Here is a 25,623-nt window from a genome sequence, read left to right as displayed (position 1 = left end):
GGTTGCTGGCCAGCGCGGTGGTCGGCGTGGCCCCCGAGTTCATGGGCATTGGCCCGGCGCCGGCGATTCGTCTGCTGCTGCAACGCAGCGGGTTGAGTCTGGATGACATCGGCCGCTTCGAGATCAACGAAGCCCAGGCCGCCCAAGTGCTGGCGGTGGCCCATGAACTTGAGCTGGACAGCACCCGCCTCAACGTCCAGGGCGGCTCGCTGGCACTGGGGCATCCACTGGCTGCCACTGGCCTGCGCCTGGTCATGTCCCTGGCCCGACAACTGCGTCAGCACAACCTGCGCTACGGGATTGCCGCGGCGTGTGTGGGCGGCGGGCAGGGCATGGCGCTGCTGATCGAGAACCCTGCTTTTCGCGCATGAGTACGTGATTCTTTTTTAGTCGATGAGGCGTCCCGATGTGGAGCTATGAGGCGCCCCTGCGCGATATGCAATCGAGCGTGTGCAGATGCGTGCACCGTCAAGGCCCGAAGAGGTGGCCGCCCGGTTGGCGCCTTTGCTGACGCCCATCATCAAGGGTTTTTTCACCGAGCAGGGCTGGCGCAACACCTGGGTGCCATAGAGGGGGCGCGCGCCGCACTGGCGTTCGTCTGACGGGATCGGATGCTTGCGGTACTATGGCAGGTCACGTTTTCTGGAAGTTGCCTGGATGAGTAAGCCCGGTCAATTGGTGCTGGTTGCACTGCGCAAAATGATTGCCAGCGGGGAGTTGGTGGCGGGGGAGCGCCTGATGGAAATCCCTACGGCGCAACGCTTTGGTGTGTCGCGCATGCCGGTGCGCATGGCCTTTCGTACCCTTGAGCAGGAAGGGCTGCTGGTGCCGTTTGGCGGGCGCGGCTATCAGGTGCGCTCGGTCAGCCCCAGTGACATTGCCGGCGCCGTCGAAGTGCGCGGTGTGCTGGAAGGCCTGGCTGCGCGGCAAGCCGCCGAGCATGGTCTTTCCGACGCGGCTCTTGCGGCGCTGGAGCGCTGCCTGGTGGAAGGCGACCAACTGTTCGACAAAGGCTATGTGACCGAAGATGACCTTGAGGTTTACCACGACCTGAACATGCGCTTTCACCAGGTCATTGTGGAGTCCAGCCACAATCCGGCGATCACCGATGCGCTGGCACGCAATGATCACCTGCCCTTCGCATCGGTGACCGCGCTGGCGGTGGATCGTGAGGACATGGCCCGTGAATACCGGCGCTTCAACTATGCCCACATGCAGCATCACTCGGTGTTCGATGCCCTGGTCAATCGCCAGGGCGCGCGCGCCGAAGCCATCATGCGCGAACACGCCAATGCGACGTTGCGTTATGCCAAGATCTTCAGTTCAGCCACCGCCGACGCGCGGATGAAGGTGATTTTGCCCGCGTCGTGACACGGTTCAGATGTCGAGCACCAACAGTGGGGTTTTCGAGCGTGAGCAGCAGGGTGTGAACTGATCGTTCAGCGCCTGTTCCTGCTCGGTGAGGAACAGGTCGCGGTGCTCCGGGATGCCGTCCAGCACACGGGTCAGGCAGGTGCCACAGATCCCTTGTTCGCAGGACACGGCAATCTCGATGCCCTGGCTTTCCAGGACCTGGACCACGGTCTTGTCGGCGGGGATCGTGAAGACCTGGCCGCTGCTGCCGAGCTTCACCGCAAAGCTCCCGTCGAGGCTGTTGTCCACTGGCGCCGCGGAGAAGTACTCGCGATGCAGGCAGTTCTCCTGCCAGCCTTGCGCCCGCGCGCTGTCGAGCACGTGTTGCATGAAGCCGCCGGGGCCGCAGACATACAGGTGCACATCGTCTGCGGGCGCAGCCAGCACCTCGGCAGTCTTGAGCGCCGTGTGGGGCTGCTCATCGAAATGCAGGAACACGCGCTCGGCAAACGGTGACGCCTTGAGCCGCTGTACAAACGCCGCACGCTCACTGGCGCGGGCACAGTAATGCAGGTCGAAGTCGGCACCTGCATGGGCCAGGCGCTCGGCCATGCACAGGATCGGGGTGATGCCGATGCCGCCGGCGAACAGCAGGCTGCGTCGTGCTTCATGGGCCAGGGGGAAGAGATTGCGTGGTTCGCTGATCGTCAGGTGGGCGCCCTCGTGTACCTGCTCGTGCAAGCTGCGCGAGCCGCCGCGAGAGGCCGGGTCGTTGAGTACGCCGATCAGATAGCGATGACGCTCCTCGGGGTGATTGCACAGCGAATACTGGCGTACCAGCCCGTCCGGCAGATGCACGTCAATGTGCGCGCCGGCACTGAAGGCGGGCAGCGGCTGGCCATCGACCCTGGCCAGTTCATAGCTGCAAATGTCCTGGGCTTCGTTATGACGGGATACCACCACCACATCGATCATGTTCGGTCCTCGCAGAGTTGTCGCGCCGTTCAGGCGGTGGTGGTCGTGATCAGCTGTGGTTCGAGGGTGCGTTCCCGGGCAATCAGTCGCTCCAGGATTTTGCGCGACTGCACGCCGCCGGCATCGATATTCAACTTGAGCAGGTTGCGTTGCGGGTGGGCCAGCAGGTTCTGCTGCTGACGTTCAAGCATCTCCAGGTCTTCGCTGAAAATCTTCCCCTGGCCTTCGCGAATGCTGGCGGTCAGCGCCTCATCGTGAGGGTTGAAGTTGCGCGCCATGCCCCAGAAATACCAGATCGACGTCTCGGTCTGCGGGGTGATGAAGTCGACCACGATGCTTGCCGCCTTGTGTTCGGGCGCTGCGTGATAGCCGCCCTTGCCGGCGTGGGCCACGCCCACCTCGATCAGCACATGGCTGGGCGGGGTGAAGCGACAGATCTGCCAGCGGTCCACCGGCACATCGTCGGCGAGGTTGTTGCCGCGCAGGGCCATGCGCCAGAACGGCGGAGCCATGATGTTTTCCATGTGTCGGGCGGTGATGACTTGGTCGCCTTCAACCGTGGTGACGGGAGGCGCTTCATCGATTTCCTTTTGGCCGATGCTGGAAGCGTGGACGTAGGTTTCGTGGGTCAGGTCCATCAGGTTGTCGATCATCAGGCGGTAATCGCACTGGATATCAAACAGCCCGCCGCCGTACGCCCACTGGTCACTCACTGCCCACTCCAGGTGATGAATCAGCGCCGGGTCGGCAAGGGTCTGATCGCCGGGCCATACCCAGATAAAACCGTAGCGTTCAACTGCGGCAAAGGTCTTGTTGCACGGAAAACCACGCACCCGCTGCCCGGGCATTTCAACGGTCTTGCCGTCGGCCCCCATGACCAGTCCGTGATAGCCGCACACCAGGTTGCCATTTTCGACATAACCCAGTGAAAGCGGTGCGCCGCGATGGGGGCAGAAGTCCTCGACGGCTACGACGCTGCCTTCCGGGCCTCGATAAAACACCATTTTTTCACCGCAGATCTGCCGACCCAAGGGTTTTTGGGCGATTTCATCGGGTGTGCAGGCGACGTACCAAGTGTTTTTGGGGTACATGGCAATTCTCTGGCTGATTAATTATTTTTGTTTAATGGATCCATTAAATTTCCAGAGCTGTTGTGAGTCAATGTATTAGTCTGTGGTTTTAAGGTTATTTTGGGCGATTATCGATCAGTGCGATTTTACTGGATCCATTGATTGGGAGGCGCCTGGTGCGCTCATGGCAAAAAGGCCTGCCAAAAATACTCTGTGTAGATCATCGGGCGTCACCGGGCCCTTCACCGGACATCCGCTACTTTTTTGCGCAAAAATTGAAAGTTGCTGCGTCATTTGGTAGCAAATCTCTTTACCCGCTTTGCGCAATTTTCCCCACCCGAACGAAAGACTTCATTTAAATCAATGAGTAATGCTCTGTGGGAGGTGTTGGCACGCGTTATGCATTTGTATTTGTGGATAATTGGATACAAAAATACAAAGAGGCTGCCAATGCAATTTGCCCCCGCTTACGTTGACCGCCAGCCCCTCACTGCTGAGGAGGAGGCCTACAACTTCCTCCTCGACGCCATCTGCGGCGGTCGTTTCCGCAAGGGCGATCGCCTGATCGCCGAGGATATCGCCGGCGAGATCGGCATGAGCCGCATGCCGGTGCGTGAGGCATTCCGCCGTCTGGATGCCCAGGGCCTGGTGACGCTGCGGCCCAATCGCGGTGCCATCGTCAGCGGTCTGGATATTGATGAGCTGCACGAGGTGTTCGAGATGCGTAGCGCACTTGAAGGCCTTGCAGTTCGCGTCGCGGTCAGCCGTATCGGCGAGCGCCAGATGGCGGCTCTGGAGCGCCTGCTGGACGAGATGGATGACTACCGAGACGAGAGCGCCGCGTGGGTCCGTTGCCACCGTGCCTTTCACGAATACCTGTGCGGGCTCAGCGGCCGGCCACGCTTGCTGAAGCAGATTTCGGCGTTGTATTCGCTGGTGGAAGCGCCCATGCGCTTGTGGCTGCAGCACAGCGAAAAACCCCTCAGCGCGCGCCAGGAACACGCGGTGATCCTCGACGCGATTCGCGCCGGTGACGCCGCCGGTGCCGAAGCTGTGGTACGCGAACACATCGAAAGCACCGTGCCGCTGCTGATTCAATTTCTGCAATCGAGAAAATAAGAGAGACGGGGTCCTGACCCGTCCGTGTTTTGACTTTAGTCCTGCCCCCTTTATCTAACGAAGTGGAGTGTCTGGTCATGCATAAACAACGCCGCGCCTTGCTGGTGGCTGTAACCCTGGGTCTCTGCACACAATGGGCGGTTGCCACGCCCCAAGTGCCGGAGCGTCTGCAAAAGATCAATAAACTCACCTACTGCTCGGGGATGGATTCACCGCCCCTGGTCTCTTTCGACGAAGCCCAGAAACCGCGCGGGCTCACGGTTGACCTGGGGCTTGAGATCGCCAAACGGCTGGGCGACAAGCAGGTGCAGTGGCGGGTGATTCCGTTCTCCGGCTTGCTACCGGCGCTGCTTGCCCAGCAGTGCGACATGATCGTCGACCAGTTGTTCGACAAACCCGAGCGCCGCCAGGTGATCGACATCGTCAACTACATGTATTCCAGCCAGGCGGTGGTGGTGCCCAAGGGCAACCCCAAAGGCATCAAGACCCTGGATGACCTGTCCACGCACAAGGTGGCGGTGCTCAACGGCTCTACCATCAAGACCCTGCTCGACACCCAGAACGAAAGCCTCGTCAAGGCCGGCAAGCCACCGATGAAACTGGTGGTCTACAACACCGACACCGATGCGTTCCAGGCGCTGCGCATCAGCCAGGTCGACGCCTACGGCACCACCGTGGAAACCGCCGGTTACTACGCGGCGATGGCCCCGGAGCTGTTCCAGGAAGGGGTGCCTGCATTCAGCCGCATCCTCACCGGCCTGGGCATGCGCAAAGACGACCCGCAACTGACCGCCGCCGTGCAGCAGATCATCAGCGACATGCGCAGCGATGGCAGCTATGTGCAATTGCTCAACAAATGGCATGTCAGCAGCGACACACTGGACTGAGGTTCTACCACGATGAATTTCAATTGGGATGTGTTCTGGCAATACCTGCTGCAACCCAGTGGGGTCTACCTCACCGGGCTGTGGCTGACGTGCCTGATCAGCGTGCTGGCGATGCTGCTCGGCTGTGCGCTGGGCCTGGCGGCGGCGCTGTTGCGCCTGTCGAAGAACCCGCTGCTGCACTTGCCGGTACGCCTTTACGTGTGGCTGATGCGCGGCACGCCGTTGCTGGTGCAGATCGTGTTTTTGTACACCGCACTGGCAGCGGGCGGGATCTTCCGCTTCGAGGACATCGAGCTGTTCGGGCTGATCATCCCCGGCAATATCCAGGCGGCGATCATCGCCCTGGGCCTGAATGAAGGCGCGTACATGGCCGAAATCATCCGCGCCGGCATCGGCGCGGTGGACAAGGGCCAGTACGAAGCCGGGCGTTCCCTGGGCATGGGGTTTGGCAAGCTGATGCGGCGCATCGTGCTGCCCCAGGCGTTTCGAGTGATCGTGCCGCCGCTGGGCAATGAGTTCAATGTGATGCTCAAGAACACCACCCTGGTGAGTGTGATCGGCGTGCAGGAATTGTTGCTCAGCACGCAGATGGTGACCTCGGCGACGTTTCGCGTATTCGAGTTGTACCTGGTCGTCGCGATTTACTTCCTGACCTTGACCACGCTGTGGGGCTTTTTCCAACGCTGGCTTGAACACCGTTTCGGCCAGTCCGATCGACCTTCGGCGCCACCTCCGGCCGCCAGCCGCATGTTCGGTCGCAGCACCCTGAAACTGCTGAGGGGACGTTAACCATGGCGCACCAAAGTGAAGAGCTGATCATTGACGCACAGGATATCCAGAAGTCGTTCGGCGAGTTGCAGATCCTCAAGGGCATCTCCCTGCAGGTGCGGCGCGGCGAAGTAGTGGTGCTGATCGGCGCCTCCGGCTCCGGCAAGACCACCTTTATCCGCTGCATCAACCTGCTGGAAGACATCCAGGGCGGGCGCATTCGCGTCAACGGCCGCGCCATGGGCTATCGCGAACGCGCCGATGGCAGCCTGGTGCGTGATTCGGAGCGCAACATCGCCCGTCAGCGCCGCGACATCGGCATGGTGTTCCAGCGCTTCAACCTGTTCCCGCACATGACTGCATTGGAAAACATCATCGAAGCACCGATCCAGGTGCTCGGCGTACCGCGTGCCCAGGCGCTGGAACAGGCCCGGGGCTTGCTGGCGCGGGTCGGCCTGGCGGACAAGGCCAGCCACTACCCGTCGATGCTCTCCGGCGGCCAGCAGCAAAGGGTGGCGATTGCCCGTGCGCTGGCGATGAAACCTCAGGCGATGCTGTTCGACGAACCCACCAGCGCCCTCGACCCGGAAACCGTCGGCGAGGTCTTGCAGGTAATGAAGGAGCTGGCCGAGGAGGGCATGACCATGGTGGTGGTCACCCACGAAATGGGCTTTGCCCGCGAAGTGGCCGACCGGGTGGTGGTGCTTGATCAGGGCGAATTAATCGAGCAAGGGCCGCCAGAGCAGATTTTCAGCCACCCCAGCCATCCACGGACCCGGGCGTTTCTCAGCCGCGTGTTATGACCTTTTTTGAAGAGCCTTTGCCATGTTGAAATTCTCCGCTCACGAATACCCCTATGCGTCGCAACGCCAAAGCGTGTTTGCCCGTCGCGGCATGGTCGCGGCATCCCAGCCGCTGGCAGCCCAGGCCGGTATCGAGATCATGCAAAAAGGCGGCAACGCCATTGATGCCGCCATCGCCACGGCGGCGGCGCTCACCGTCGTCGAACCCACTGGCTGCGGCATTGGCGGCGATGCGTTTGCCCTGGTCTGGTGCAAGGGGCAGTTGCATGGCCTGAACGGCAATGGCCACGCACCGGCCGCCTTGAGCATCGAGGCAGTCAAGGCGGCCGGGCATGCGCAGATGCCGCTGTATGGCTGGACGCCGGTCACTGTGCCGGGCTGCCCATCGGCCTGGGCCGAACTGTCGCAACGCTTCGGCAAATTGCCGTTTGCCGATTTGCTGCAGCCGGCCATCAGCCTGGCACGCGACGGTTTCCCGTTGTCGCCGGTGGTTGCCCATCAATGGCAGATATCCTTGAACGAATTCAGCCCGCATCGCGACGAAGTGCTGCAAGCCTGGTTCGACACCTTTCTCATTGAAGGACGCGCGCCCCAGGCGGGCGAGATTTTCCGCAACCCGGCCCAGGCTCGTACCCTGGAAGAACTCGCCGCCACCCGCTGCGAAAGCCTTTATCGCGGTGCCTTGGCCGAGCGCCTGGATGCACATTCGCGGGCCAGCGGTGGTTATCTGCGCGCCAGCGACCTCGAGGATTACCGCGCGCAGTGGGTGGAGCCGATCCGCATCAATTACCGCGGCGTGGATGTCTGGGAAATCCCGCCCAGCGGCCAGGGCCTGGTCGCATTGATGGCGCTGAAGATCCTCGAAGGCTTCAGCTTCGATCACCGCGACAGCCAGCAAACCTGGCACCGCCAGCTGGAAGCCATGAAGCTCGCCTACAGCGATGGCCTGCACTACATCACCGACCCGGCGCACATGCGAGTGGCGGTGGCCGACCTGCTCAGCGACGACTACAGCACCCGCCGCCGTGGCGAGATCGGCGAGCAGGCCCAGCCACCCAAGCCCGGCGACCCTCACGCCAGCGGCACGGTGTACCTGGCCACCGCGGATGCCGAAGGCAATATGGTCTCGTTCATCCAGAGCAACTACCACGGCTTCGGCTCCGGCGTGGTGCTGCCCGACAGCGGCATCGCCCTGCAGAATCGCGGGCAGGAATTCAGCCTCGATGAGGGGCATGCCAACTGCCTGGCGCCGGGCAAGAAAACCTTCCACACCATCATCCCGGGTTTCCTCAGCAAGGACGGTAAGGCCCTTGGACCGTTCGGCGTAATGGGCGGCTACATGCAGCCCCAGGGCCATGTGCAGATGGTGATGAATCTGGTGGACTTCGGCCTCAACCCCCAGGCGGCATTGGACGCGCCACGCTGGCAATGGCTGGGCGACATGAAGGTCGGCATCGAACATGGAGCTTCGCGCGACCTGGTCAATGCGCTGGCGCGGCGCGGGCACAAGGTACAGACCGACAGCGACCTGACCGACTACGGGCGTGGGCAGATCATCCTGCGTGACCCGGTCACCGGCGTGTTGTGCGGGGGCACTGAGCCACGGGCGGATTCGCATATCGCGGTCTGGTGAGCGGCTACACAAGCGCTGAGCCAGACGGATAGTACCGATGGGGTTGATGAGTTGTTCGATCTTCGCTGCTGCGGGTTGGTGCTCGTTGGAGCAAGGATTGAACCTCACAACTCAGTTCCATCTGCTATCTGATTCTCGACATCCTGATTACCTCGCTGGTAAATACCATGTAATTGTCAATTTTTCTGATAATAATCGTCTTTTTTCAATCAGATAAAAGCGCCTAAATTCCACCTCCACAACGTCGGCATGTCCATGCAGGGGAGCCCGGGGGTGGAAATTGCTTGGTCGAAAACAAGACTCTTTGAGTCTGGATGAACCCTATACGTTCTTAAACTCTATCTTGGCAGGAGGTTCCATGGCCCCTCGAACTGTACTGATCACTGGCGCAGCCGGTGGTGTTGGTCGCGCGCTGGTTGAGCGTTTTTTAAATGAAGACTTCAAGGTTTTCGCGACAGATCTGGATGCGAAAAAGCTCGCAGACTTACAGGTTGAATATCAGGTATCAGGCATTTTTTGCGGTGATATCCGCCAACCCGCTGTGTGTGCTGCAGCCGTTAATGCAGCCGTTATGGCGATGGGCCGACTGGATGTATTGATCAACGCTGCGGGAGTATGGCGCGAAGGTCCGGTTGAAGATTTTACCGAAGAGGATTTCGACCTTGTTCTGGACGTAAACCTGAAGGCTACGTTCTTCATGTGTTCAGCCGCTATTCCCCATCTGAAATTATCAGAGGGTTCGATTCTGAATATTTCAAGCGATGCCGGCCGGCAAGGCAATCGAAATGCCGCAGCTTATTGCGCAAGCAAGGGCGGCGTGACCCTGCTGACAAAAACCCTGGCATTGGACCTGGCACCCTTTGGCGTGCGCTGCAACGCTATTTCCCCAGGTGATATCGAAACCCCAATGCTCAAATTTCAAGCCACTCAATATGGGCAGGGAGACCCTCAGGCCTACTATCAGGATCTGTTGGACAAGTACCCCCAAGGTGCCCGAGCCCGATTTATCCAGCCGGAAGAGGTTGCCGAGCTGGCGTTTTTCCTGTCCCAACCCGGTGCGCGATCCATCACTGGCGCGGACATGGCGATTGATTGCGGCGTCTCCGCTGGAAACTGACAGTGGCCCATTGATGTCGATGGGAGCGATACCCAAGGGGGCGCTATGACAGTGGCCGATAACCGTCGTCTCCAGGCTGCGCTTTGATGGGCGGGGTAGCACAGGCATCTAGAAGGCATTAGTGAGGAGGCCATCGCACTTGGCGATGGCTGCGTGATGGATGGCGAAAGTCGCTCTTGTGAGCCAACCGTCGGGCCGCATCTGGACCCCGCCGCCAGCTTCAATGTGCACTTTTACTCATCAAACACGACGAGGCTCGCCTTCCGCAATTTCGCGTATCAGGCTCAGGTAACGAAGCGCGCCCAGTCCCAGGGGCCGGTTTTTTACCCAGATGATATCGACCCATAGCCGCATCTGACTCGGCATGTAGTCAAACACCACCTCCGTCAATGAACCTGACGTGATGAGAGGGTATACCAGCGATTTTGGAAGATATGCCCAACCCAATCCTTGCTGTACCAGGTCCAGCGTGGCCAGATAATTGTCGCTGTGCCAAATCCGCCGCGACAGCACAACACGTGGGTCAGAGTCTGCAGGTCCTCCGGTCGCGACGATGATCTGCCGAACATTGACCAGTTGCTCCTCATTCAAGGGGCTTTTTTTGCCGGCGGCCGCAGGGTGATCCGGAGCAGCAACCGCGATTAACAATTGGCTCCCCGCCTCAAGAAATGTCTCGCGCTCGTCAAGCCCTGGTCGTTCGAACCCAAGTGCCAATTGCACACGCCCTTCATGGAGCATGCGCATCGCTTCTGGATGGGATGCGGAGCGAATCTCGATTTCCAGCGTGGGAAACTCCCTGGCGATAGTGGACAGCGGACGATTCCAGATGCCTGTTTGCAACTCTGGCGCCATCGCAAGGACCAAGCGCTCTTCCAACCCCTGATGAAGCTGCAGCGCATGGGCGTCCAGCAGGTTCAGCTGGCTGGCGACCTGTCGTGCCTGGGGCTCGAGTGCCTTGGCGGCTGGCGTAGGAATGGCTTTGCGGGTTGATCGGTCAAAAAGCAACAAATCCAGCTCGGCTTCAAGCTGCGACACCGCCATGTTGATGGCCGAGGGCACCCGGCCTAATTTTCGCGCCGCCGCCGAAAAGGATCCGCTGTCGATGACCGAGAGGAAAATTTTAAGTGACTCACTGGTAAACGCCATAGGTGTTGTCAAATTTTCTGATGATGATCGTCTTTATGTATCAGATTTATTCGCCTAGTTTCTACTCTCTTTCAAATTAAATACGTGGGCACACCATGTTGGATACGCAATTTAGAGGGCATGTTGCACTGGTCAGCGGTGCCGGAAGTGAAGCCGGGATCGGAATGGCCATCGCTCGCAGGCTAGGTGCATCCGGAGTGAAGTTGATCATCACTGCGAGCAGCGCTCGTATTCTGGATCGGGTCAAAGAGCTGCGCGCTGAAGGGTTCGACGTTGAAGGCCGACCCGCTGACCTCACTGATGAAAGTCAGGTGCGTGAATTCGGCCTATGGGCAGAGTCAGTCTGGGGGCGGGTCGATATTCTGGTGAATAATGCCGGTATGGCCATGCAAGGAAGCCCTGAGGTTTTCTCGGAATTGGCAACAATGGAACTGCATGAGTGGAATCTTTCACTGGCCAGAAATTTAACTACAGCTTTTCTTCTGACCCGCGCTGTTTTGCCTGGCATGAAGGCGAGAGGTTATGGGCGCATTGTCAATATCAGTTCCACCACGGGCACCCGGTGCGGCAATCCTGGTGAAGCCGCTTATAGCGCCGCCAAGGCCGCGATGGTGGGTATGAACATGGGGCTCGCACTTGAAGTCGCCAAACAGGGAATTACCGTAAACAGCGTGGCTCCGGGATGGATCACCACCGGCTCCACCACTCCAGCCGAAACAGAGGCGGGGCGTTTTACCCCGATTGGGCGCTCGGGCAACCCCCGCGAAGTGGCGGCGGCGGTTGCATTTCTGGCGTCGCCTGACGCCAGTTACATCACCGGTGAAGTCCTGGTGGTGGATGGCGGGAATTGTCTGGTCGAGAACAAATCCCCTCACGCCTGACGTCAAGAACGGGGCTATCACTGCGCGCTGTAAAAGCGCGATGTTTTCGAAGAATGAGTAAGTTCGCCGAGCCGTATTAATGCACCGTCATGCGCCGACAAGCATGAACGCAGTGTTGGACAGTTCCTCTCTGAGCGGCACGGATTTTTAACTGATTTTTTGTAATTAACATAGGGTGTTGATCATGTCGAAAAGTGGAATTAGTGAATCAGCGATTGCTGCTTTTACCGCCTCCGAGCGTGCTCGTTTTATAGAAAACAACCCAACGTCAATAGGGCTTGCCAAACGCGCCAAGGCGAATCTGTTCAACGGTGTGCCCATGCACTGGATGAGCGATTGGTCGATGCCTTCGCCACTCTTCGTCCAGCGTGCCAAAGGGGCGCGCTTCACCGATGTTGACGGTCATGAGTACATAGATTTTTGCCTGGGCGACACCGGCACGATGTTTGGTCATTCACCTGATCCTGTTGCTCGCGCAATAGCCGAGCAGGCCAATAATGGCTTGACCACGATGCTGCCTGGCGAAGACGCGGTGGTCTGCGGCGAGTTGCTGGCTGAGCGATTCGGGCTGCCTTACTGGCAGGTGACCGCCACTGCGACGGACGCCAATCGTTATGTGTTGCGCTGGGCGCGCGCGATTACCAAACGCAACGTCTTGCTGGTGTTCGACGGCTGCTATCACGGTACCGTGGATGACGTCATGGTGCGCTGCCGCGACGGTAAAACAGTGCCCCGTGCAGGTCTTGTGGGCCAGGCCTACGACTTGACTCAATACAGTCGATCCATCCCCTTCAACGATGTGGACGCACTGGAAGCTGCTTTAGCCCAGGGCGATGTGTGCGCGCTGATGTGCGAGCCGGCGATGACGAACATAGGCATGGTCCTGCCCGATCCGGGTTTCATGCAGAAGTGCCGAGAGTTGACCCTCAAATACGGCAGCCTGTTGGTCATTGATGAGACCCACACTATTTCCACAGGCCTGGGTGGATGCACCCGCCAATGGGATTTGAAACCCGACTTTTTCGTGGTGGGTAAACCCATCGCGGGAGGCATACCTTGCGCGGTGTTTGGCGTAACCGAGCAGGTTGCCCTGGCCATGCTCGATGTGCAGAAAACGGTCAGTGAAGAGAGTCACGGGCATGGCCACAGCGGTATGGGAACCACACTGTCGGCCAACTCGCTGGCGATGCGTTGCATGCGAGTCAGCCTCGAAGAGGTCATGACAGAGTCCGCCTACCAACATATGTTGCCTCTTGCCTCGGGATTGGCTCAGGGTCTTCGGTACTTGTTCAAGCAGCACCAGTTGAACTGGTCCGTCACAGAGTTGGGGGCTCGTTGCGAATTTCAATTCTGTGCCACTTCGCCCAGAACCGGTGCGCAAGCCGAGGCGGCTTTTCATGACAGCCTTCAAATGGCGCTGCACCTGTACTTGATCAATCGCGGCATCCTGATCACGCCTTTCCACAACATGACGCTGTGCTGTCCGCAAACAAGCCATGCGGATGTCGACAGGCTGATCGGTGAGTTGGATAACGCGTTGACCACGCTGCTTGCCATACCTGGCGCGCGGGTTATCGCTTCATAACTGCACGTCAGAAAATGCCATTGTTCTTAAATACTGCCCAGTCGCTTGAATGAGCGCTAAGAGGTTTGACATGCAATTTGCTGATAAAAGAGAGGCCGTGGATTATCTGGCCGCCCACCCTGAAGTCCTGAGCATCGAGTTGTTCCTGATCGACGCGAATGGTGTTCCGCGGGGCAAACTGTTGCATCGCGACGAGCTACTGGCGATCTACGAAAATGGTCGGCCGCTGCCCAGTTCCATTCTCGCCCTGACCGTTCAGGGGGAGGACGTGGACGAGACTGGCCTGGTCTGGGATGTCGCTGACGCTGATTGCTGGACCTATCCCTTGCCGGGGAGCCTTACCCTGCAACCCTGGCGCACCCAACCCACCGGTCAAGTGCAAGTGAGCATGCACCCGACCCAGGGGCTTCCAGCCGCGCCCGCCGACCCGCGCCATGTACTGGTGAACACCATCGAGCGGCTCAAAGCTGATGGATTCCATCCGGTCATGGCCGTTGAGTTGGAGTTTTACCTGCTGGACCAGAAGCGCGACGTCAATGGTCGCCCGCAGCCTGCGACGCAAACCAATGGCGTACGCCCTGTTGCCCCGCAGGTTTACGGCGTCCACGAACTGGAGCAGGTTCAACCGTTTCTTGATGACCTCTATGCTGCCTGCGCGCTGCAAGGGCTGCCGGTACGCACGGCGATCTCCGAGTACGCGCCGGGCCAGCTCGAGTTGACGCTGGAGCATCGTTTCGACGCACTCCAGGCCATCGATGAAGGCGTACGTTACAAACGCCTGGTAAAAGGTGTTGCCAACAAACACGGGCTACAAGCGTGCTTCATGGCCAAGCCATTCAGCGATCAGGCCGGCAGCGGTCTGCATCTGCACGTCAGCCTGGCGGACGTGCAGGGCAACAACCTGTATGCGAGCGAAGACCCGCAAGGCACGCCGCTGTTGCGTCACTCCATCGGCGGGATGATGGCAACCCTGTTTGACTCGCTGGCGATATTTTGCCCCCATGCCAACTCATATCGCCGCTTCCAGACCGGCAGTTACGCGCCGCTGGCCAAAAGCTGGGGCGTCAACAACCGTACGGTGTCGTTCCGCGTGCCCGGCGGCCCCGCGATAAGTCGGCACATCGAGCACCGGATTTGCGGTGCCGACGCCAATCCCTATCTCGCCGCTGCCGCCTTACTGGCGGGCATTCACCACGGCATCACTCATCAAAGCGATCCCGGCGCGGCGATTGTGGGGAACGGCTATGAGCAGGCGACCGATTTTCTACCCACCGACTGGCTGACAGCGTTGCAGGCGCTGGAACGTTCGACCTGGGCACGCGAGGCGCTGGGCGCTGAATTCCTCAAGGTATTCCTGGCGATCAAGTGGCGCGAGTTCCGTGCATTCAATGCGGAAGTCGGGGAACAGGACTGGCGCTGGTACCTCACTCACGCATAAATGGTAGCCCGTGAACGCGTCTTAAAATGGATTGCTGGAGACTAGCTGACAACTAAGATCCCTACAGCACATCCTGCGCATTTGGCAGTGACTCATCATTATGAGCCGCAGGTCGTATGCCCGCGGCTCGGATCTAATCACGCATACGAACGGGGTGAGAAAAGTCTCAAATTGATCTTGCATGCTAGCATTCAAAGGTGCAGTATTTGGGCATAACAACAAATTGAAGATGCCCCTAATGAAAACGTATACCCACGTTCCATTGGCTTGTGCAGTAACCATCCCCAAGGCGCGAATGCGCCCCCCAGATCAACAGCCCTAGTGCTCTGGGCTTGTCTCCGAACGACTCTTATCAGTTCCGTACCAACCTACAGCTCCTTCTGTGGCTAGCAGGAGTACATGTGTGTGCTCACCTAATAAGGATAAAATCATGGGCAAAATGCAAGCAGCTCGACTTCACAATGTCGGCCCGACCTTTGTGATCGACGAAATCGACATTCCTGCCATTGGGCCAACGGACGTGTTGGTGCACGTTAAAGCCTGCAACGTTGTCCCTAACCTGCGTAACGTTATCGAGCGTTATCCTGAGTGGTTCCCCTATCTTCCCCTGCCTAAATTGCCAGCCATCTATGGCTTAGATGCCTCCGGGGTAGTCAAGGCAGTAGGTAGCCAAGTGCATTCGGTTAAGCCGGGCGATCGTGTATACGTCAACCCAGGCAGAAGCTGCGGGTCTTGCCACGCGTGCTTGCGAGGTCAGCACCTCAACTGCACCGCATTCACCTTCCAAGGATATTTTGGCTTCGGTGCTGGCTCGCAACGAGTGTTTGAAGATTACCCTTATGGTGGCTTCTGCGAGTTCATGACGGCGCCTGTCAACGGGCTCGTGAAGCTCCCGGAATCCATCAGTTTCGAACAAGGCTGTCGTTTCGGTTATCTCGGCACTGCCTACTCTGCATTGCGCAAAGCGAATGTAGGTTCTGGGCAGACAGTATTGATCAATGGCGCTTCGGGAACGTTGGGGGTTGGAGCTGTGATGCTCGCGCTCGCTATGGGAGCAACGAAAGTGCTCGGCATGGCCCGTAACCGCGAACTGCTCGAAAGAGTCCGCCAGTTGGATCCGTCTCGCGTGCACGTACTTTCTCTCGGAGAACGGCCTGTTGATGAATGGGTTCGCGAGCATACCCAAGGCCTGGGCGCCGACGTTTTCATCGATGCAGTCGGCCCCGGAGCTCCCCATCAAATCACCGTCGACGGGATCAAATCGCTTCGTAGGGGAGGGCGTATGGTCGACATTGGGGGCATGTCTGAAGACTTGCCCGTGCCAATGTTCCAGCTGATGTGCTACCAGATCAGCATCATCGGTTCGCTATGGTTCACGGTTGCAGAAGGTCAGGACATGGCGGAGATGGCGGCTGCCGGTACGCTCGATTTGACAAAATTTGATCAAGAGGTTTTCCCGCTATCTGAAGTGAATGACGCTCTGGACGCCTTGGAAAACCGTAAAGGTGGTTTCACGAACGTTGTTGTAACGCCAGGCCATTAATCGAACTGGCGCGGCATCGAGCTGCGCCAGTCTTATTTCAGAGGTGATCTATGACAATTAGGCGTTTAGTGGTAGGAACGGTCGATGGCCGTTCGGTTGTTCTGAATGATGGACTGGTACCACGTTCTCACGACTACGAACATGTACCTGGTTTTTCTACCGCCTTGGTTTGGGGTACGACAACATCAGAGCAACCCTCTAGTGGTAGAGATGAAACAATCTCGGTGAGCAGTTCGTTTGTTCCTGGGCCTGGGGAAACGAGACTTGAAATCGTCACCTTTCCTCCGGACTCGATTTTTGCTCATCCGGATTTCAGTCATCAGGCTGCTTTTGCCGAGCAACAAAAGCATCTGACAGGGATGGTGGATCATTTTGATCCCGAACGACCAGGAATGCACTCGACCCCGACAGTTGATTATGGCGTTGTGCTTGAAGGTACCATTTGGCTTGAGCTCGACGATGGCGTCATAGTGAAGCTAGAAAAGCATAACGTCATCATTCAACAAGGGAATATTCACGCCTGGAGAAACCAAGGTGATGTTCCTGCTACGTTAGCGTTTGTCTTGGTAGGTACCAATAAGCAATAAATACTCCTGTTTAGAAATCCGAACAATCCACATCCAATAACAAAAAAGTGAGATTGATTATGAAAGCGTATGCATTTTTGTGCGTATCTGTGGCTGCTACCTGCGCAGCGAATTTAGCCATGGCAACGGAACGGGGTGATACAACCTGGCCGTTGGGTGTGCAAACCGTTGTACCCGCTTTGATGCCGAGCCCAGGAGAAACCGAGTTCTATAGTTATACTGTTTATTATCATGCTGGAAATTACAAAGATAACTCCGGGCGCTCCAGCGTTCCAGGGTTCAATTTGGAAAATTATATTCAGGCGATACGTCTCGTTCATACCTGGGATTATCAAACTGAATCAGGTGTTCGATTCACAAGCGGAATTATTGGGACTGGGGGGCACGTAAATATAAAGGCCGGAGGAGCGTCCGATTCTAAAACGGGGATGCGGCAGACCTATATCAGTCCTTTGAACGTGCTTTACTCTCCGGCCCCTAATTTTCATCTGCTCGCCGGCGTCAGTGTCTTTAAACCCTTGGGAGGCTATGATAAGAATGATTTGGCCAACACTACGCCAAATTATACAACTTATATTTCAGAGTTTGCGCTGACTTGGTTCCCACATCCGGACTGGGAAGTTTCTCTGGCGCCCACTTATTCATTCAATGAGCGAAACAAGGATACAGACTACCGCTCCGGCAACGTGTTTAATGTCGACTACTTATTGGGGTACCGCTTTCCCTCTATGCCAAAACTTCAGTTTGGTTTGGCTGGGTACTACACCAAGCAGATGTCGGATGACAATGTCAGCGGCGACAACTTACCTGGGGGCAATCGGCTGAGAAAGGTGGGTGTGGGCCCTCAGCTGTTTTACTCATTCAACCAGAACACCGGTGTGGTGCTCAAATGGCTGCATGAGACCAATGTGAAAAATGGTCCTCAGGGTGACTCAGTCTGGCTTGAAGCTGCGTTTCCACTATAAGCACGTGGCTGCTACGGCTCAAACCGTGGCAGCCATCTCCTCGCTGTGCAGGCGCTGCATTGCCTCGATAACATGCCTTGATACGCTGTCAATGTGCGCCATCGCCGCCTTTTTACACTGTTTGTCGTTGCGGGTGCTCAGCGCTGCGATTATCTCGTCATGTTCGCCGGTTACGTCAGGCAGGTGCGCCTGAAAGCCACAACTTTGAACGATGAAAAAGTCTGACAGTTCGAAATTGGCCATCTGCCGTGTCGACACGATAGGTGACCGTGCCATCGCATGGAGAAGCCGGTGGAAGTCAACGTTCAGGTTTCTATAGCTCTCCGAGGCGTCACTGTGGGCTGGGTTGATCCGTGCGATTTGCTCATTCAACTCTTGAAGCCTTGCGACCTCCATAGGTGTTCCGCGCTCAGCTGCAAGGCTTGCGATCAGGCCTTCGGTATTGGCGAACATTCGATAAAAATCAGCAACCTCATCTGAGCTCGGTTGCACCACTTGGCAGCCAACCTGTGCAATGATTTGAACAAATCCCCGCTCTTGCAGACTGTTCAGTGCGGTCATTATTGGCTGCCGACTGACTCCCGTCGATTCGCCAATTTCCTTCACGAAAATTTTCTCGCCGAAGCGATAGCGGCGGGTTAGCAAGCGCTGCAAGATTTCTTGATAGATCGCGAATTTTTTGTTTGGCGTATGCATAGGTCTTCGGTAGGTGAGGTGCAATCGAGGGGAGTGCGCATTCGTCCACTTTAGTGCGCAAAGGCTTGATCTACAAGGGACGCAGATCCAGGACGGCTTTCGTGGCGAGCAACGGTCGCGTAACTGAACGTAAATCAGTTGACAACAACCACTTGCATGCTAGCATGCCAAATAAGAAATATAAAAGCAGATGAACTGCCACGCGGAGTATTCAGGTATGAGCAATGCCTTGCGACTGCCCCATATAGCTGCCCAAGCTACGGCTCGATCGCAGCCCATCTTCGAGCGCGAGGCTTACTTAAGCTTGCTTATTCAAATCCCACTTCCCCCAAGAAATCCCCGCACGTCAAGTTAATTGCGCGCCAATGTTTATATATGATGTGTATACACAAAAGCAGGATTTTTTTTGGCAGAGTTTCGTTCGCCTTAATAAAAATAAGGAAAGTCCAATGGGTATTCGTTCAGGTAAAGAGTTTATAGCTGGCCTTAAAGAGAATCGTCGCGACGTGTGGGTGAATGGGGTTCAAGTAAGTGATGTTACGACCCACCCTGCATTCCGCGGCGCAGTCAAGCAATTAGCCGAGCTTTACGACACGCAGCATGATCCCGAGCTTCAAGATAAAGTGACTTATGTTGTCCCCTCCACCGGACAACGTGCGGGGATGGCGTTTCATCCTGCGCAAAACGTCGAGGATCTGACTAAGCGTCGTGAAGCATACAAAGTGTGGGCTGAAACCAATTTTGGGCTAATGGGCCGCTCTCCTGATTTTATGAACGTAACTCTCTTGGCGTTCTGGGAGGCACGCGATACTTTCGCCGAGGGTGGGCAGCAGTACGCTGACAACGTCGAGCGTTACTACGAATATATCCGTGACAATGATCTGTTCTTAAGTCATGCACTGATTACGCCGCAAAATGATCGTTCTAAGCAGTCTTCGCAAATGGGCAACATGCACCTTCGGGTTGTACGCGAAAGTGCTGAAGGCATCTACGTAAGCGGAGCCCGGATGATTGCCACGCTGGGGCCGGTGTCAGACGAAATGGTTATGTACAACCTGCCATCCTTCAAAGCAGGTGACGAAGATCATGCGTTGGTATTTGCGGTGCCGACCCACATTGAAGGCCTTCGACAAATCTGTCGCGACCCTTACTATGTTGAAGGGCGCACGAGCTTCGATCACCCGCTTTCAACGCGTTTTGAAGAAAACGATTCTCTGCTGGTATTCAACAATGTGTTTGTGCCTTGGGGGCGTGTTTTCTGCTACCGAAATGTTGAGCTCTCTAACCGTCTCTACGCCACTACCGGCGTGCGTAATCACACGGCACATCAAACCAATACCCGTGCATTGGTTAAGATGCAGTTTTCCGTCGGGCTTGCGATGGCCGTAGCGCGCTCCATCAAAGCTGACCAATTCCTTCACGTTCAACAAATGTTGGGCGAATGCCTTGGTTATATTGAGCAGGTCAAGAGTGCGTTGGTGCGTGCAGAGGTTGAGGCCCAGCGGACGTCTCGTGGAACACTCCAGCCTAATCTCGCACCACTACAGGCCATTCGAACCATGCTGCCTACTGCCTATCCGCGGGTGATTGAGGTGCTGCAAACGATCGGTGCAGGTGGCTTCATGCTGATGCCGAGCGCTGCGGACTTCCAGGCGCCGGAAATTGCAGATGATCTGCATGCTTACTACCAGGGCGCTGATGGAATGCCATCTCTGGAGCGCGTGAAGCTGTTTAAATTGGCTTGGGATCTTGCAGGGGAGGCGTTTGGTCAGAGGCTTGTGCAGTATGAGCGTTATTACGCTGGGGACCCGGTACGAAACCTTGCAATGAACTATTTGAGCTCCAAGGATCCGAATCCTATTCGTCTGGTGAACCAAGCGTTGCAGTTGGCAGGCAATCCAGAGCCCGTCTCGTACCTGTAATGACACTGTAAACGGGCGCAAAAAAGTCCGCATCTAATTACTTAAAATCCAAGACTTTATTATTCGAGGTCGGATATGACGCAGCTCAATATCGGCGTGGCACCTGGAGTTAGTACAACTGAATTCCGAGGCGCAGTGGGCCAATTTGTCACGGGAATAACTGTAGTTTCGGTTCTTGATGAGCAGGGGCGACCATACGGAATGACCGTTAGTTCTTTTTGCTCCCTTTCTCTTAATCCTCCGTTGATTCAATGGAGTATTACGACCGAGTCTTTTTCATTCCCGAAGTTTCAGAGGGCAAAGCATTTCGCGATAAATATTCTCGCTTCTGATCAAGAGGATGTTTCGAGAGATTTCTGCAAGCCAATAGATCGTTTTGCGACAGTTTCATCCACACCTGGTCTGCACGGTTTACCGCTCATAGATAACTGTCTGGCGTGGCTGGAGTGTGAGGTAGAAAAAATGGTCGTCGGCGGGGATCACACAATCTTCATTGGTCGGGTTACCAGAAGTCGCGTCTTCGATAAGTCCCCTTTACTGCATTGGAGGGGGAAACATATTCCACTGGAGGCGTAACCTTGTAGTTAATATCAGTATTGTTGCGAACAGTTTTTAACGGCGAATAATATAAAAACAAGATAGGGCGTCAGATGAACGATTATAAAAACGTTCTTGGGTGGGCATCATTACCCATCGCATTTTCGATTTGCGGCATTGCCAACGCGCAGGGATATTTTGAAGATAGCAAAGCCACAGTTACGCTGCGCAACTACTATTTTGATCGCGATTACAAAGGAACAACCCTACAGAGCGCCGCTCGGGAATGGGCGCAAGGGGGCATATTGAGATTTACCTCCGGATTCACGCCTGGCGTCGTTGGCTTCGGGCTTGACGCAGTTGGAATGATGGGCATCAAGCTCGACTCGTCGCCTGATCGTTCTGGTACCGGGCTTTTACCTCGAGATGCGGTCACTCACAGAGCGTCTGATGAGTATTCAGAGTTGGGCCTTACCGCTAAAGCAAAGGTGTCGAAGACCGAGCTGCAGGTAGGCTCAATATCAACGTTTCTCCCCATTGCTTTCGCCAGCCCAACGAGACTTCTTCCTCAGACGTTCCGAGGGGCCTACATCCGCTCCACTGACATTGATAAATTTAGTCTGCATGCAGGGTATCTGGATCGCATCAACTATCGGGATTCAACTGACTACCAGAAAATGTCAGTGGCTTCGCCGAACCGTCGCTTCATACCCACCGCCGAATCAGACAAATTTATTTTCATGGGGGGCGACTACCAGATCACCCCTGCGCTGAACTTGAAGTATTTCTATGCCGAGCTGGAAGATATCTACCAGAAAAACTACCTCGGGTTTGAGCACTTTTGGCAAGTTGGCGGGGGCAAGCTGAAAACAGATTTTCGATTTTACCAGACTGATGAAAGCGGCCAGGGCCGCGCAGGTAAGGTCGATAATAAGAATGCCGGGATCATGTTCACGTACACCTACGGCGCGCAAAGCTTCGGTGCCGGATACATGCAACTTAATGGTGATACCGCGATGCCCTATCTGGCGGGTACTGAGCCGCTGGTTGTAAGTGAGGGGTTTCTTAGTTCTGAGTTCCTCAACCCCAAAGAACGCTCTTGGCAGGCGCTTTACAGCTATGACTTCGCCTCATTCGGCATGCCGGGTCTCAAAGCAACCACTCGATACATCAAGGGCTCCAATATCGAGCTGCCCACTCTCGGTGGTCAAGGTCTTACTGAAAGTGAGCGATACCTTGAACTCAGCTACGCGTTTCAAGGCAGCCTAAAAGGCGTAAGTGTGCGTGCAAGGCACTCTCTATACCGAAATGACTTCTCTAGCGCCGCCAGCGTGCGCGATGACAATGAAACGCGAATCAATATCGATTATACGATGAGCCTTTGGTAGCAGCGCGACCTGTACCAGCCCAATTTAAAAATAATAAGTGGAGAAGGTTATGACCGTGTCAACTGAGCTGCAGCTTGAAATAGCGATCAAGCGCAAAACCGCTTACCGCAAAATTTGGTGGCGCATAATACCTTTCTTGTTTATCTGCTACGGCGTGGCCTTCATTGATCGAATCAATCTAGGCTTCACCAAGCTGCAGATGAGTGAGGAGCTTGGCATCAATGCTACGTGGTTCGGGATTGCAGCCGGTGCTTTCTTCATTACCTATGCATTGTGTGAAATGCCGAGTAATGCACTGTTAGCTCGATGGGGCGCCAGACGGACTTTTTTGCGCATCATGTTCTTGTGGGGGCTAGCGACGGTCGCCACTGCATTTGTTACCAGCGTTTCTCACCTCATCACCCTGCGTCTGCTGCTGGGAGCTTTTGAGGCGGGCTTTCTACCCGGCATCATTCTCTATCTGACGTTCTGGTTTCCTTCATCTATGAGGGCTCGTGTCACGGCAGTTATTTTTGTTGCCAACGCAGTAGCTGGCTCTATTGCGTCTCCATTAAGCGGTTGGATCATCACTTATATGGACGGGGTGGGAGGGCTATCAGGATGGAAATGGGTGTTCGTCGTCGAAGGTGCGCCGGCTTGCTTGCTGGGTATCCTATGTTTTTTCGTACTGCGTGATCGCCCCGACGACGCGACCTGGTTGACGGATGATGAAAAACGACTGGTGAAGGAAGACCTGGCAAAGGACGAAATCCCTGAGGAGCAGCACTCCAAGGGCGTTATGAGGAACATTCTTTGTAACCCCGTTAACTATTTAGTGGCTTACCTGTTCTTTACCGCGGCATGCAGCAACTACCTGTTGTTTTTTTGGCTTCCCACGATCGTTAAGGACTCTGGTGTGAACTCCCTTGTGGATGTCGGTTTCCTGTCTGCGATTCCCCTGCTTTTCGGATTTGTGGGGGCTATCGCACTAAGCTGGAGCTCAGACGTGTTACGTGAGCGACGGTGGCATCTCGTGTTTTGCTTTGGTTTGATCAGCTTTGGTTTAGTGGCAGGAACCATCGCTCAAACGCTTCCCTGGATGCTGTTCTTCTTCGCCGTGGCGAGTTTCGGCACGGGGGCGAGCGGGCCTTTGATTTGGTCACTACCGCCTGGATATCTGGATCGTAAATCGGCCCCATTAGGGATCGCATTCATCAGCACGCTGGGTAACGTCGCAGGCTTCGTTAGTCCTCCGATTCTGGGCTACATCAAGACCGTAACCGGGAGCTTGAACCTTGGAATTATCGGCATCGCGATGTTGGGGCTGACCGGCGCGGTGCTCACGCTATTTGCACTGTCCCCGGCAGTGGTGAGGGTCAAGAAATCTATCGACTCGCCTTCTGTTGTTTGATAGTCACACCGGAAGTATATATCTAACAATTCGATGGTTTTGGCGGCAACGTATTCAGTTATTAGCACGTACCAAGCATTGACTCGCTAACCGCATAGGCTTAGCTTACATGCTAGCATTCCAATAAAAAGGTTCGTCTACGCGGACCGCACAAATGCCTTAGGGCAATGCACTCAGGAGGTCGAAGTGAAACAATCCCAAGAAGCGGATAAGTCTCAAGCTGCCGCAACAGAATCCAACACCACTGCCGCTCACGTCCTTGCCGCTGCACTGCGCCGTCATGATGTCACTCATGTGTTCGGTCAAGCCATTCCTGCCGCTTTCTTCGTTATTGCTCATGAATATGGTATCCGTCAGGTTGGTTACCGTACCGAAAACGCAGGCGGTGCAATGGCTGATGCCTATGCTCGTGTGAGTGGCAAAGTGGGTGTAGTGGCTGCGCAAAATGGTCCGGCAGCGACCCTATTGGTCGCGCCATTGGCGGAAGCATTGAAGGCATCAGTTCCAATGGTGGCGATCGTTCAGGACGTGCCTATGGGCATGACTGACCGCAACGCGTTTCAGGAGTTTGACCACGTCAGCCTTTTTCAGTCTTGTGCAAAATGGGTTAGACGTCTGACAGAGGTCAGCAGACTGGACGATTACATTGACCAGGCTTTCACTGCTGCATCCAGCGGCCGACCAGGGCCAGCTGTGCTTATTTTGCCAATGGATTTGCTGCGCAAGCCTGCTACATCCAGTCCGGCGCGCACCTCCAATCTTGGGCATTTCCCACTGGATCGCTTCGCTCCATCGCCGGAGGCTGTACAGCACGTTGCCAAGCTGATCGCAGGCGCCAAGCGACCGATTATCGTAGCCGGTGGTGGTGTGCATCTCTCTGGAGCGACGGCTAGTATCAATCGCTTGAGCGAGCTGTGCGGTATTCCCGTTGCCACAACCAATATGGGCAAGGGGACAGTCGACGAAACCGGCCCGCTGTCTCTGGGCGTCTTTGGCAACTGCATGGGGCCTGGCACACCCGGTCATGAGCTCGGCCACCATCTGGCTGACGCCGACCTGATTCTGCTGGTTGGTACTCGTACCAATCAAAATGGGACGGACACTTGGAAAATTGTTCCAAACGGCGCGACGATCGTCCACATCGATATCGACCCGATGGAAATCGGGCGCAACTATGATTCTGTGCGCTTATTGGGCGATGCGCGACTCACCGTTGATTCGCTCATCCAGGCATTGGCTTCGCATGACTTTAGTCATGGTGCTCAACGGACTGCAGCGGTCAAAGCGGAAATCGAAGCTGCTCGACCGCAAGTGCGAGAAGCACGTGCTGCGATAGGTAGTGGTCGCAATGGCGCGCTTCGACCGGAGGCGCTGATGGCGGAACTGGACAAGATTCTGCGCCCAGATGACATCGTGGTGGCAGACGCGAGCTACTCCACCAACTGGGTCACCAGCTTCCTCACGTCTCGCCGTGCAGGATCTCGCTTTCTGACTCCACGAGGACTCGCAGGTTTGGGCTGGGGTTATCCAATGGCGCTGGGGGCTAAGGTAGCGCATCCGAATGCACGAGTGATCGCCCTTGAGGGCGATGGTGGATTCGGTCACTGCTGGTCGGAGCTTGAGACAGCACGGCGCATGAATATTCCAGTGGTTCTCATTGTTTTGAATAACAGCATTCTGGGTTATGAACTTCATGCCGAGCATGTCCATTACGGTGTGCACAGTGACGCCTGCCGATTCCAAGCGGTAGACCATGCGGGTATTGCGCGGGCTGTTGGCTGCTGGGCCGAAACTGTAAGTGATCCTGCTGAAATGGCGGG

General features: G+C 56.2%; 22 protein-coding genes and 1 pseudogene. 19 read left to right on the top strand and 4 right to left on the bottom strand.

Translation table 11 applies throughout. The features are described from left to right. Together BFP93_RS09545 and BFP93_RS09540 are read left to right on the top strand one after the other, a co-directional pair. A pseudogene (locus BFP93_RS09545) lies at positions 1 to 371 on the top strand (acetyl-CoA C-acyltransferase); the annotation flags it as partial. Between the two features lie 286 nt (positions 372 to 657). After that, positions 658 to 1,371 carry a GntR family transcriptional regulator gene (locus BFP93_RS09540; RefSeq protein WP_065892889.1) on the top strand — a complete coding sequence of 238 codons (714 nt, stop codon included), beginning with the start codon at positions 658 to 660 and terminating at the stop codon, positions 1,369 to 1,371. Positions 1,372 to 1,377: 6 nt separating this feature from the next. Here BFP93_RS09540 and BFP93_RS09535 read toward each other — a convergent pair whose 3' ends face one another. Then, entirely contained in the window at positions 1,378 to 2,328 is a 951-nt protein-coding gene (locus BFP93_RS09535; RefSeq protein ID WP_065892888.1) for a PDR/VanB family oxidoreductase, read from the bottom strand. A 29-nt stretch (positions 2,329 to 2,357) separates the two neighbouring features. Continuing rightward, positions 2,358 to 3,419 (bottom strand): aromatic ring-hydroxylating oxygenase subunit alpha, encoded by a 1,062-nt coding sequence (locus BFP93_RS09530; protein WP_065892887.1) that lies wholly within the window; start codon positions 3,417 to 3,419, stop codon positions 2,358 to 2,360. 429 nt (positions 3,420 to 3,848) lie between these two features. Between BFP93_RS09530 and BFP93_RS09525 the strand changes: the two genes are divergently transcribed. From BFP93_RS09525 to BFP93_RS09500, 6 genes are all read left to right on the top strand, one after another. Next, complete coding sequence (locus BFP93_RS09525; RefSeq protein ID WP_065892886.1) at positions 3,849 to 4,517, top strand: GntR family transcriptional regulator; 669 nt, start codon at positions 3,849 to 3,851, stop codon at positions 4,515 to 4,517. A gap of 77 nt (positions 4,518 to 4,594) precedes the next feature. Then, positions 4,595 to 5,404 (top strand): ABC transporter substrate-binding protein, encoded by an 810-nt coding sequence (locus BFP93_RS09520; RefSeq protein ID WP_065892885.1) that lies wholly within the window; start codon positions 4,595 to 4,597, stop codon positions 5,402 to 5,404. A 12-nt stretch (positions 5,405 to 5,416) separates the two neighbouring features. Further along, complete coding sequence (locus tag BFP93_RS09515; protein WP_056857994.1) at positions 5,417 to 6,193, top strand: amino acid ABC transporter permease; 777 nt, start codon at positions 5,417 to 5,419, stop codon at positions 6,191 to 6,193. 2 nt (positions 6,194 to 6,195) lie between these two features. Continuing rightward, positions 6,196 to 6,975, top strand: coding sequence for an amino acid ABC transporter ATP-binding protein (locus BFP93_RS09510; protein WP_053256191.1), 780 nt, complete (start codon positions 6,196 to 6,198; stop codon positions 6,973 to 6,975). 22 nt (positions 6,976 to 6,997) lie between these two features. Then, positions 6,998 to 8,608, top strand: a complete 1,611-nt coding sequence (locus tag BFP93_RS09505) for a gamma-glutamyltransferase family protein (RefSeq protein ID WP_065892884.1) — start codon at positions 6,998 to 7,000, stop codon at positions 8,606 to 8,608. 358 nt (positions 8,609 to 8,966) lie between these two features. Further along, positions 8,967 to 9,725, top strand: a complete 759-nt coding sequence (locus BFP93_RS09500) for an SDR family NAD(P)-dependent oxidoreductase (RefSeq protein ID WP_065892883.1) — start codon at positions 8,967 to 8,969, stop codon at positions 9,723 to 9,725. Between the two features lie 240 nt (positions 9,726 to 9,965). Here the strand turns inward: BFP93_RS09500 and BFP93_RS09495 are convergent, their stop codons facing one another. Then, on the bottom strand, positions 9,966 to 10,871 hold the full coding sequence (locus tag BFP93_RS09495) for a LysR family transcriptional regulator (protein ID WP_065892882.1): 906 nt from the start codon (positions 10,869 to 10,871) through the stop codon (positions 9,966 to 9,968). Positions 10,872 to 10,966: 95 nt separating this feature from the next. Here BFP93_RS09495 and BFP93_RS09490 point away from each other — a divergent pair, with 95 nt between their 5' ends. From BFP93_RS09490 to BFP93_RS09465, 6 genes are all read left to right on the top strand, one after another. Beyond that, on the top strand, positions 10,967 to 11,752 hold the full coding sequence (locus BFP93_RS09490) for an SDR family NAD(P)-dependent oxidoreductase (protein WP_065892881.1): 786 nt from the start codon (positions 10,967 to 10,969) through the stop codon (positions 11,750 to 11,752). A 184-nt stretch (positions 11,753 to 11,936) separates the two neighbouring features. Continuing rightward, entirely contained in the window at positions 11,937 to 13,337 is a 1,401-nt protein-coding gene (locus BFP93_RS09485) for an aspartate aminotransferase family protein (protein WP_065892880.1), read from the top strand. A 70-nt stretch (positions 13,338 to 13,407) separates the two neighbouring features. Then, positions 13,408 to 14,775 (top strand): glutamine synthetase family protein, encoded by a 1,368-nt coding sequence (locus tag BFP93_RS09480; RefSeq protein WP_065892879.1) that lies wholly within the window; start codon positions 13,408 to 13,410, stop codon positions 14,773 to 14,775. A gap of 430 nt (positions 14,776 to 15,205) precedes the next feature. Continuing rightward, positions 15,206 to 16,318 carry an alcohol dehydrogenase catalytic domain-containing protein gene (locus BFP93_RS09475; protein WP_176717559.1) on the top strand — a complete coding sequence of 371 codons (1,113 nt, stop codon included), beginning with the start codon at positions 15,206 to 15,208 and terminating at the stop codon, positions 16,316 to 16,318. 50 nt (positions 16,319 to 16,368) lie between these two features. Continuing rightward, positions 16,369 to 16,905 carry a cupin domain-containing protein gene (locus BFP93_RS29195; RefSeq protein WP_065892878.1) on the top strand — a complete coding sequence of 179 codons (537 nt, stop codon included), beginning with the start codon at positions 16,369 to 16,371 and terminating at the stop codon, positions 16,903 to 16,905. Positions 16,906 to 16,964: 59 nt separating this feature from the next. After that, positions 16,965 to 17,870 (top strand): SphA family protein, encoded by a 906-nt coding sequence (locus tag BFP93_RS09465; RefSeq protein ID WP_170875984.1) that lies wholly within the window; start codon positions 16,965 to 16,967, stop codon positions 17,868 to 17,870. A gap of 18 nt (positions 17,871 to 17,888) precedes the next feature. Here BFP93_RS09465 and BFP93_RS09460 read toward each other — a convergent pair whose 3' ends face one another. Further along, complete coding sequence (locus BFP93_RS09460) at positions 17,889 to 18,566, bottom strand: GntR family transcriptional regulator (protein ID WP_065892877.1); 678 nt, start codon at positions 18,564 to 18,566, stop codon at positions 17,889 to 17,891. Positions 18,567 to 19,015: 449 nt separating this feature from the next. Between BFP93_RS09460 and BFP93_RS09455 the strand changes: the two genes are divergently transcribed. From BFP93_RS09455 to BFP93_RS09435, 5 genes are all read left to right on the top strand, one after another. After that, positions 19,016 to 20,488 (top strand): 4-hydroxyphenylacetate 3-hydroxylase family protein, encoded by a 1,473-nt coding sequence (locus BFP93_RS09455; protein WP_065892876.1) that lies wholly within the window; start codon positions 19,016 to 19,018, stop codon positions 20,486 to 20,488. 75 nt (positions 20,489 to 20,563) lie between these two features. Then, complete coding sequence (locus BFP93_RS27285; protein WP_083203169.1) at positions 20,564 to 21,064, top strand: flavin reductase family protein; 501 nt, start codon at positions 20,564 to 20,566, stop codon at positions 21,062 to 21,064. A 74-nt stretch (positions 21,065 to 21,138) separates the two neighbouring features. Further along, positions 21,139 to 22,413: an OprD family porin gene (locus BFP93_RS09450; protein ID WP_065892875.1), complete on the top strand. Its 1,275-nt coding sequence runs from the start codon at positions 21,139 to 21,141 to the stop codon at positions 22,411 to 22,413. Positions 22,414 to 22,462: 49 nt separating this feature from the next. Further along, complete coding sequence (locus tag BFP93_RS09445; protein WP_065892874.1) at positions 22,463 to 23,803, top strand: MFS transporter; 1,341 nt, start codon at positions 22,463 to 22,465, stop codon at positions 23,801 to 23,803. A gap of 186 nt (positions 23,804 to 23,989) precedes the next feature. After that, a partial coding sequence (locus tag BFP93_RS09435) for an acetolactate synthase catalytic subunit (RefSeq protein ID WP_256095190.1) occupies positions 23,990 to 25,623 on the top strand: 1,634 nt, incomplete at its 3' end.

It is taken from the genome of Pseudomonas sp. 44 R 15, from assembly GCF_900004965.1.
Classification (GTDB): domain Bacteria; phylum Pseudomonadota; class Gammaproteobacteria; order Pseudomonadales; family Pseudomonadaceae; genus Aquipseudomonas; species Aquipseudomonas orientalis_A.
The sequence above is the reverse complement of the archived record's forward strand: the minus strand, read 5'-3'. Positions and strand labels throughout refer to the sequence as shown.

Bases quoted from the DNA above. Each gene is read 5' to 3' on its own strand.
- BFP93_RS09465 (WP_170875984.1), top strand. From the start codon at position 16,965: ATGAAAGCGTATGCATTTTTGTGCGTATCTGTGGCTGCTACCTGCGCA.
- BFP93_RS09460 (WP_065892877.1), bottom strand. From the start codon at position 18,566: ATGCATACGCCAAACAAAAAATTCGCGATCTATCAAGAAATCTTGCAG.
- BFP93_RS09445 (WP_065892874.1), top strand. From the start codon at position 22,463: ATGACCGTGTCAACTGAGCTGCAGCTTGAAATAGCGATCAAGCGCAAA.
- BFP93_RS09455 (WP_065892876.1), top strand. From the start codon at position 19,016: ATGGGTATTCGTTCAGGTAAAGAGTTTATAGCTGGCCTTAAAGAGAAT.
- BFP93_RS09515 (WP_056857994.1), top strand. From the start codon at position 5,417: ATGAATTTCAATTGGGATGTGTTCTGGCAATACCTGCTGCAACCCAGT.
- BFP93_RS09490 (WP_065892881.1), top strand. From the start codon at position 10,967: ATGTTGGATACGCAATTTAGAGGGCATGTTGCACTGGTCAGCGGTGCC.
- BFP93_RS09495 (WP_065892882.1), bottom strand. From the start codon at position 10,871: ATGGCGTTTACCAGTGAGTCACTTAAAATTTTCCTCTCGGTCATCGAC.
- BFP93_RS09540 (WP_065892889.1), top strand. From the start codon at position 658: ATGAGTAAGCCCGGTCAATTGGTGCTGGTTGCACTGCGCAAAATGATT.
- BFP93_RS29195 (WP_065892878.1), top strand. From the start codon at position 16,369: ATGACAATTAGGCGTTTAGTGGTAGGAACGGTCGATGGCCGTTCGGTT.
- BFP93_RS09510 (WP_053256191.1), top strand. From the start codon at position 6,196: ATGGCGCACCAAAGTGAAGAGCTGATCATTGACGCACAGGATATCCAG.
- BFP93_RS09520 (WP_065892885.1), top strand. From the start codon at position 4,595: ATGCATAAACAACGCCGCGCCTTGCTGGTGGCTGTAACCCTGGGTCTC.
- BFP93_RS09480 (WP_065892879.1), top strand. From the start codon at position 13,408: ATGCAATTTGCTGATAAAAGAGAGGCCGTGGATTATCTGGCCGCCCAC.
- BFP93_RS09535 (WP_065892888.1), bottom strand. From the start codon at position 2,328: ATGATCGATGTGGTGGTGGTATCCCGTCATAACGAAGCCCAGGACATT.
- BFP93_RS09485 (WP_065892880.1), top strand. From the start codon at position 11,937: ATGTCGAAAAGTGGAATTAGTGAATCAGCGATTGCTGCTTTTACCGCC.
- BFP93_RS27285 (WP_083203169.1), top strand. From the start codon at position 20,564: ATGACGCAGCTCAATATCGGCGTGGCACCTGGAGTTAGTACAACTGAA.
- BFP93_RS09530 (WP_065892887.1), bottom strand. From the start codon at position 3,419: ATGTACCCCAAAAACACTTGGTACGTCGCCTGCACACCCGATGAAATC.
- BFP93_RS09505 (WP_065892884.1), top strand. From the start codon at position 6,998: ATGTTGAAATTCTCCGCTCACGAATACCCCTATGCGTCGCAACGCCAA.
- BFP93_RS09450 (WP_065892875.1), top strand. From the start codon at position 21,139: ATGAACGATTATAAAAACGTTCTTGGGTGGGCATCATTACCCATCGCA.
- BFP93_RS09525 (WP_065892886.1), top strand. From the start codon at position 3,849: ATGCAATTTGCCCCCGCTTACGTTGACCGCCAGCCCCTCACTGCTGAG.
- BFP93_RS09500 (WP_065892883.1), top strand. From the start codon at position 8,967: ATGGCCCCTCGAACTGTACTGATCACTGGCGCAGCCGGTGGTGTTGGT.
- BFP93_RS09475 (WP_176717559.1), top strand. From the start codon at position 15,206: ATGGGCAAAATGCAAGCAGCTCGACTTCACAATGTCGGCCCGACCTTT.